General features: G+C 56.7%; 8 protein-coding genes. All 8 read left to right on the forward strand.

What is annotated here, in order from left to right; genetic code table 11:
• The first annotated feature begins 69 nt into the window (after positions 1-69).
• Entirely contained in the window at positions 70-450 is a 381-nt protein-coding gene (locus TSH20_RS32400; protein ID WP_109157553.1) for a helix-turn-helix transcriptional regulator, read from the forward strand.
• Positions 451-803: 353 nt separating this feature from the next.
• On the forward strand, positions 804-1,277 hold the full coding sequence (locus TSH20_RS32405) for a GNAT family N-acetyltransferase (protein WP_247874554.1): 474 nt from the start codon (positions 804-806) through the stop codon (positions 1,275-1,277).
• 477 nt (positions 1,278-1,754) lie between these two features.
• A complete protein-coding gene (locus tag TSH20_RS34810; protein WP_146205474.1) occupies positions 1,755-2,984 on the forward strand; it encodes an ABC-three component system protein in 1,230 nt (409 codons plus the stop codon).
• Between the two features lie 14 nt (positions 2,985-2,998).
• The gene (locus TSH20_RS34815) at positions 2,999-3,505 is read left to right on the forward strand and encodes a three component ABC system middle component (protein WP_146205475.1); all 507 of its coding nucleotides are present in this window, start codon (positions 2,999-3,001) and stop codon (positions 3,503-3,505) included.
• A 230-nt stretch (positions 3,506-3,735) separates the two neighbouring features.
• Positions 3,736-5,463 (forward strand): DUF3732 domain-containing protein, encoded by a 1,728-nt coding sequence (locus TSH20_RS32410; protein WP_158282103.1) that lies wholly within the window; start codon positions 3,736-3,738, stop codon positions 5,461-5,463.
• 656 nt (positions 5,464-6,119) lie between these two features.
• Positions 6,120-6,293, forward strand: a complete 174-nt coding sequence (locus tag TSH20_RS32415; protein WP_247871678.1) for a DUF4167 domain-containing protein — start codon at positions 6,120-6,122, stop codon at positions 6,291-6,293.
• 13 nt (positions 6,294-6,306) lie between these two features.
• Positions 6,307-6,675 (forward strand): hypothetical protein, encoded by a 369-nt coding sequence (locus tag TSH20_RS32420; RefSeq protein WP_109157557.1) that lies wholly within the window; start codon positions 6,307-6,309, stop codon positions 6,673-6,675.
• A gap of 702 nt (positions 6,676-7,377) precedes the next feature.
• On the forward strand, positions 7,378-8,058 hold a 681-nt coding region (locus TSH20_RS32425; RefSeq protein WP_109493020.1), incomplete at its 3' end, for an IS630 family transposase.

Here is an 8,058-nt window from a genome sequence, read left to right on the forward strand (position 1 = left end):
CTACCAGATCGACGGCGATGCGCTGTTGGTCACGGTGCTGAAGGTCGGGAACCGCAAGGAGGTCTATCGATGAACGCTCTGCCCATCACGCCGATTGCCGAGACGGCGGACAGCGTCACCCTCAGCCGGGCCGACTTCGAGGCCCTGGCCGATCTGGTGACGGACGCCCAGGACTTGGCCGACGCCGAAGCCGTAAAGGCACGGCTGGCGGCGGGAGAGACGGAGGCGTTTCCGTTCGAGGTGGCGGAGCGCATCCTCGAAGGGGAGCATCCGGTTACGGTGCTCCGCGAGCATCGCGGTTTCACCGCCCGCGGGCTGGCGGACGCCGCAGGCGTGGCTCCGTCCTACCTGTCCGAGATTGAGAACGGGAAAAAGCCGGGCAGCTTCGACGCGATGGCACGCATCGCCGGCGCGCTCCAGGTGCCGCTGGACATGCTGGTACGCCACTGAACGGGTGCCCAGAAAAGGAGCCAAAACTGGATGTCGGTCATCAATCAACCCCTTTGAAGGTCCGTTTCTGGCGCTTCGCGGTCGCGAGCGATGGTCTGCTTCGGGTCAGAACCAGACGCTTGAGGGTGTCGGGAAAGGGGCGGCATAGCCACCTCGCTTGCATGCCGGCGGCGATCAGCTGGCCAGCACCAGCCCGGCCGGCTCCTCGATCTCCACCGCGGCCGCCAGCACGTCGATGTCGAGGCCCTGCGCTTGGTGCCCACTGTCCGGCGCCGACGGCGCGGCGTAAAATCAGCCGCTGAGAACCGATGGCGCGAAAGGGACCATGACGGATGGCTTTGGTGAGACAACTCGTGCCAGACGATGCCGAGGCCTTGCGGATGCTCCGTCTTGAAGCCCTGGAGTCGCATCCGGAGGCATTCGGATCGAGCCATGCCGAGGAGAGTGCCCGTTCCGTCGATGCGTTCGCGGCATGGACCACGGGCGGCTACATCGCCGGTGGGTTTGTCGACAACCAGCTCGACGCGATGGCCGGCCTATCCATTCCTAGGACGGTTAAGCAGATGCACAAAGGCATGCTCTGGGGCGTCTATGTCCGGGAATGCCGGCGAGGCAGCGGCCTTGCTGAAGCGGTGATGGACGCCGTTCTCGACCATGCCGGAACACGGGTCGAGCAGATCCACCTCTCCGTCGCCGCCGCCAACGAACGTGCCATCAACCTCTACCGGCGCTTGGGGTTTCAGCCGTACGGGACCGAGCCGAGGGCGCTGATGGTCAACGGCATCTACATCAATGAACTCCTGATGGTGAAGTTCCTGAGCCGCTAGGCGAGGCAGTGTTTCGGTCCAGTATGATCTGGGCGACAATGGCGGTCACGATCGCCTGGGTGCTGTAGCGAAAGGGAGGCGCCGCCGGCGTCACCATGGTCAATCAGCCCGCCAGTTGGCGCAGCCCGGCGGATCAGGCTGGTTGGCATCGACCGACGCCGGTCAGGTGAAAGGACGCCCCTCGATCACCTCCGAACGTCCGCAAAGCGCCAGGAGCGGACGCCGCCGATTCGACCGTGATAGGGAGCCAGACGAGGACGCCATGATGAAGATTGCGGCGGGCGTAATGGAGCGGAAGAGCACGCGCTTGAACCGTTGTGAGCGTCTTGATCTGGCAGCCACTCAAGAGGATGCATACAATAATATGCGCCGCTTCACTTTAGAACACTCCCATTAGGCAGTAAGATATTGATCGACCCAAGTCATGCCCTTAGGGTAGTCGAACCTCTGATGCCTCCATGGGATGCGAGTTCGGGCATGACCAGTGCAGCAACCAACCAGCACTCTGCTACTGGCTCAGCGTTGGGCTATTATTACCAAGCAATCTACGCGCTCATCCTCCTGCTGGAGTCGGAGCGCGATGATGTAAGCGTAAGCATCGAAACGCTTGATGACGTGTACCTTGAGTCAGGAGCAGAGAAGGTACTCCATCAGCTTAAGCACAGTATCGATAGAAATGCACGCATATCAGTTGCCAGCGACGAGGTATGGAAAACAATCAAGGTGTGGCTAGATCAGTTGAGGCAGATAGAGTTATTAGACGCAACGCTCGTTCTTGCTTCGGTTGCATCGTTTGCCGACGATAGTCCTTTAAATGCTCTGCTTGCAGACGGCTCCGGGGCCGGTAAAGGATTTAGTAGAGACGCACTTACTTCAGCACTGCGCTTCGAAGCGGAAAGAGTCACGAAAGAGCGTAATGAGCAAAGACAAAAAGGCAAAAAGGACGGAGAACTCTCATATCAGAAAAAGGGGCCTGGATGCGAAGCTTTTGCGGCATTGCCTCCAGAGCAGCAATCCACCCTTATCTCCCGAGTAGTCTGCCAACCGCGTTCATTCCAAATACAGGATGCCTGCGGAAAGGTGGCTAGGCTCCTCCCGAACATCCCTGAGCGGGCCTCGAAGCAGGCAGCAGAAGAGTTAATCGAGTGGTGGGACCGCCAAGTGGTTCTATCCCTTACCCGGGAGCGCGCCCGCGCGATAGGGAAGCTGGAGGTTCAGGAAAAAACTCTAAACATTATTAGAGGCATAGCTAGCGGAAAACTTGCGGTCTCGTTTTTCAGCAAAATGCCTCCACCCACCCACACGACGGATAACATTATTCAGCGTCAAATTGAATTAGTCGGCGGGGATCAGGAGCTTATTGATGAGGCTTGTTGCCAGGAATGGCGCGCTCGAAATCAAAGAGATCAATGGATCGGGAATGATTTTTCGATCTCAGATGATTTGGTTACATTTGATATAAAATTGCAAGAAGAATGGCGCATGCGCTGGAATAGGATGCGAAAAAGCTCCAGCAGCGGCACAGATAGCGAAAAAGCTGCCGCGGGTATGCGTATTCTAGATTGGGCCTTGATTGATGCTCCGAATGAAGTCCCGCCATTTGAGCGCAAGTGCACTGAACCATCGCTTGTGCGCGGCAGCTATCAAATGCTTGCGAAAGATTTGAGTGTTGGATGGCACTGCCATTATCGGGTGAAGATTAAATGATAGGAGAGTCCGAAATGGATGATGCGGAGCCAGCCCCCATACAGAGCAGAGACATTCTGGCAAATACAAACCCCGCGTATTGCGCATTGATTCTGCGTGGCTTTTCCGCTTCTTACCTTGAAGCAGCTGGGGAAGGGGCTGATTTTTCCGTGATGTTTTTCGTTCTCCCGCTTTGCTTGTCCGAGAAGTATGCATATAGTTTTGACGGAACCAATAAAAAAACTGGGTTATTTACATGGATTCACAGATCACCAATCGTGAGCCTTGAACTAAGCTGCGATGTAGATAAAACGCATCGCTTCACCAGAGCGGGTTTGAGCTTCGCGCTTCAGCAGAAGATGATGTCCATTGGTCACGATGGACGCTTCAGTGTTTTGTCAGAAGGCATCAGGCCAAAGCAAGGATCGCGTCTTGCAATCGTTGGCGGAGAGCCGCTGAAGCGATCTGACAGGCTAGGCACTTGGATGGGGGAGATAAAGTCACCCTCTCTGATCTTTAACATTCTTGGGGTGTCCGTGTGATGCGGTGGAACATTTCTGATATATTCTTCTATAGCCACGATGGTCGAAGAAGAGATATTCCATTCGACCCTTCCGCTGTGAATATCATAACTGGCGCTTCTGGTACCGGTAAGTCCGCAATCATCAGGGCGGTTGACTATTGCCTTGGGTCGCAGGACTGTGACTTACCGGATTATGTTAGATTGCACAGTTCCGCTGTTGGTGTCAGGTGGGTTCAGGGCGATTACAGCATGATCGCTGCGCGGATGATGCCCGCTGGTGACAACCTTTCAAGTGGCAGAATGTTTGTGTCCTACGGCAGGAACATTAGCATTCCAAGCACGGTAAGCGCGCTATCAGGAGCGTGTAATCTATCCTCGGGACGCCTGGAAATTCAGCGCGCGTTTGGCATTGGGGATGTCACTCAAGAGGCAGTTAAAGGTCGAGAGCGCGACGAGCGAGTATCGGTAAGGCACATTACGCCATATATGTATCTATCGAAGAATGTTGTGGATAGCGAAAATCTTCTTTTCTACGGTCTCGACAATAAAAATAGGGCGGAAGACCTGATTGCGTCGATGCCGTATTTTTTGGGAGCTACGGATGAGAAATCTATATCGATTGAGAGAAGAATACGGCAGCTAAAGAAAGCACTTGACATTGAGGCAGCTAAGCTTGCAGAGCGAGATGCAGGATTGGAATCAACTCGCCAGAAAGCCAGATCGCTAATTCTGGAAGCTGTCCAGATTGGAATTGCTGCGCCACCTAAAGAGGATGCATCGCTAGGTACACTGGTTAACCAGTTGGAGGTGTTGTCAAAGTGGAAGCCGGGAAGCTCACCAGCATTTGACGACAGTGAACTGGCAGGTCAGTATCAGATTAAAGCACAAATCTTGAGCGCGATTTCTGATCTTCGCCGTCAGCGGCGGATTGCGCTTGAGACAAGCCAGCATGCTGAGGGATTCTCTGGGACGGTCGGTCGCCAGTTAGGTAAGGTCTCGGTCATAAAAAGCTTAAAGTCGGAAGTGATGGATGATCTGTGCCCCGTTTGCTTGCAGGCATCGAAAGAGCCAACGGAGGCGATGAAGACCATCACAGAAGCGGCTAAAAAACTTGAGAACGAGCAGATTCTTTTGGACCAATATCGGCCACGAATCAATGCTCAAATTGGGTTGATAGAAGATGATTTAGCAAAGCTAGCGGCGCGCCTTCGGGAGGTGGACTACAATATCTCTCAGCTGCTAGAGGCTTCTGAGCGCACGAAGCAACTGGCAGAGGCGAGCCAAAGAGCTATACTTGTGGTTGGTCGAATCTCCTATTTCTTGGAAAATCTACGCAGGGAGGCAGATGACCCTTCAGTGAATGTTCAAAGGATTCGGGACGAGATTGATTCGCTCCTCCTTGAGAGCAATCCTGAAATGAAAGAAATTAGACTCAGGAAAGCCGAATCTGAGATATCGGACAATGCTACAAATATACTTGAGAGGCTGCCAATCGAGGCTCCGCTAGTTGGCGCAACCATGCAGTTTATGGCAAAAAAGCCGGATGTGTCATTTATTGAAAAATCCGGTCGTGGACGAATTATTCGCTTTGAGGCCGTTGGCTCTGACCAAAATTACTTGGCAATTCACATTGCCTTGACATTTGGCATGCACCGTTATATTGCAAAAATAAGTGCTCCGGTCCCAGGAGTGGTGCTTATTGATCAGGTTAGCCGCCCATACTTCCCCTCAGAGCAGTACAGCGATGAGGTTGAACTGGGGGAAGAGCAGGACAGAGATGAAGACACTGTGGCTTTGAAACGGCATTTTGATTTCTTATTTTCTGAAGTGGGGCGACAGGAGGGTATGCAGGTCATCGTTCTTGAGCATGCCTATTTTGCAGATGATCCTCGGTACGTTAGGGCAACAAAGCAGAGGTGGACAAAGGCATCAGGTGAAAAGCTCATTCCCACAGAATGGCCCTCTCTAACTCGCTGAGCGCGCTCGGAATGAAGAGGTGTCCGCGTCTGCGGGAGTGATACAACAAAGTCCTGAGAACATTGTGTGCCGAGACTTTCCAACGTATCGGCTCGCTTTGTCCTCTCGTCGAGCCGGATACTCATGACCTGACGCCGTTCAGAGGGCGGGTTTATTGTGAGAGACTGCTGGTGGCTGGCAGATCAAGACGCTCACAACGGATCAAGCCCATGCTCTTCCGCTCCATTACGCACGCCGCAATCTTCATCATGGCGTCCCCGTTTGGCTCCCTATCACGGTCGAATCGGCGGCGTTCGCTCCTGGCGCAAAGCAGTCCTGGTCAAAGGTCCGCTTTGGGTCAGAAGCGGACATCGGAGGCTGTCGCGAAAGGGTCGGTATGGCCACCTCGCCGGCGCTGACGGTGCCGACCAGACTGCTGACCACCGGCCCGACCGGTCGGCCGCGCCCCCCGCGTCCGTCCGCGCGTCGGCAGACATTAGCATCACCGCCGCGTCGGAATATTTCCGCGCACGGTAGCCTTGCGCGGCGTAAACTCTGTCAGGTCAAAGGATGACCCTCCACTCTATCCAAGAAAGTCGGTAGGCCCCATGCCACCCCCCAGGCCCCACGTACCAGTGCCGCGACAGAATTTCAGCAAGTCCCGTCCCACCACGGCCATGTCGACCGGGGTTCGACCATCACCCGCCCGTGTGAACGGATCAGCGCTTCAGAAACAGTCTCAGTGGCTTGCCCGCGCGGCCGATGCCGAACGCATTGGAGATGGCGTGGAGGCCGAATTGTGTCGGCAGTATGCTGAGCATTGGTTCCGCGTATCGCGGGGAGAGGACTGAGGGAGATGAGCTGGTGAGTGACACCACCTTGACGCCGCGGGAGCGGGCTCTGATCCGCAACGAGTTCATGGTGCGCTTTGGGCAGGCACCGAGGCTGGAGAGCGGCATCCTGGTGAAACGTTGGGCCACTGGGCCGAACAAGGGTGAGCCGAAGCCGGGAACGGTCATTCAGGGGATGCTGGACCGTGGGCTGCTGGAGTTGCGGGATGACGGCGGCCATTGGCTGCGGGCCCGGTTTACCGAGACCGGCCTCGCTGCCTTACGGCACATGGCCGAGGATGCTCGTGCACTGCCACCGGGCGAATACCAGCATGTTCTGGTCGAACTTGGAAGCGGCCAGCGGGCAGATAACAACGACGCATCGTCGGCCACCCTGGGTTAGATATCTGTCGTGAAAGCGAGCGGCCGGAGCGGCGGCCGCTGTTGCAGAATGGGGACGGCCGAGGCCACCCTGGTGCTGTCATGGGAGGGAGAGGCTGCGCGCCCGGAAAGGACCTTTCCTGTTCTGCGTTCCCTCGTGCAGCGGCACCGGCGAGTAGATGAATATAGGAGGCAATTCGGCGCTTCGTGAAGCGACGCACTGGGAAACCAATACGATGGGCGTCGGCTTCGGTGAGCATGCAGAGACGGCCGGCGCGGGCTGCTGTCTGTTCAAACACTCTGTAGAGGCGGCCAAACGTTCATTTTCTCAAAACTGATCAAACTGTACAAAGGGGCGTTTTCCCTCCGCTCCGGAGCTTCTCCATGATCTTTGTCGCTGCTGGGCTAATCAGGAGAAAATCCGGATTCCAGAACTTCCAGCACCATCCCCGATACTGATGTGTAGAGCCAATCATGTGAACCAGCAGCTAACCGAGACCCCAAACCAACGCACCACAATCACTTGACGCGGTTGAGGAAAGCTCTGCTGAGGTGGGGTCCCGATCGGCACCGATCGGGGCCCCAACTTGCGAGTGTAATTCATTCATTTACAAAGGGCTACATTGCTTCTGATAGGGGGACCGCTTCCGAGCCGATTCACACCCTAGTGCACTGATGCAGACATAGGATTCACAGCGGCCTGCTGGTGTGCGATTCTGTCGGCATGGCCCAGACCGTCAGCGTCATCGTTGGAGCAGAGGATCGCGCGCGTTTGGCCGCGCTCCTCGGCGACCGCAACCGCCCGCACAAGCATGTCCAGCGGGTGAACATCATCGTGCTCTCGGCCGAGCGGTTGCCGGTGCAGGAGGTGGCGCGCCGGGCCGGTGTCAGCCGCCCGGCGGTCTGGCGTTGGCAGGTGCGCTACGCCGAACAAGGCGTGGATGCGTTGCTGCGCGACAAGACGCGCAAGCCCGGCCGGGCACCGCTGCCGACCGCCACCGTGGCCAAGGTGCTGGCGCTGACCTGCTCGGAACCACCCGGCGCCGTGACACACTGGACCGGTCGGGCGGTGGCCAAGGCCGTCGGCATCAGCCTGCGCGCCGTGCAGCGCATCTGGGAAGCCAACCGGCTCCAGCCGCATCGGCTGCGCACCTTCAAGCGCTCCAACGATCCGGCTTTCGCCGCTAAGGTCGAGGACATCGTCGGCCTCTACATGGACCCGCCCTGCCACGCAGTGGTTCTGTCCATCGACGAGAAGAGCCAGATCCAGGCGCTCGACCGTACTCAGCCGGGTTTGCCGCTGAAGCCCGGCAAGTACGGGACGATGACGCACGATTACAAGCGCAACGGCACCACCACGCTGTTCGCCGCGCTGAACACCCTGGACGGCACCGTGGTCGGCCGC

The organism is Azospirillum sp. TSH20, from assembly GCF_003115935.1.
Classification (GTDB): Bacteria; Pseudomonadota; Alphaproteobacteria; order Azospirillales; family Azospirillaceae; genus Azospirillum.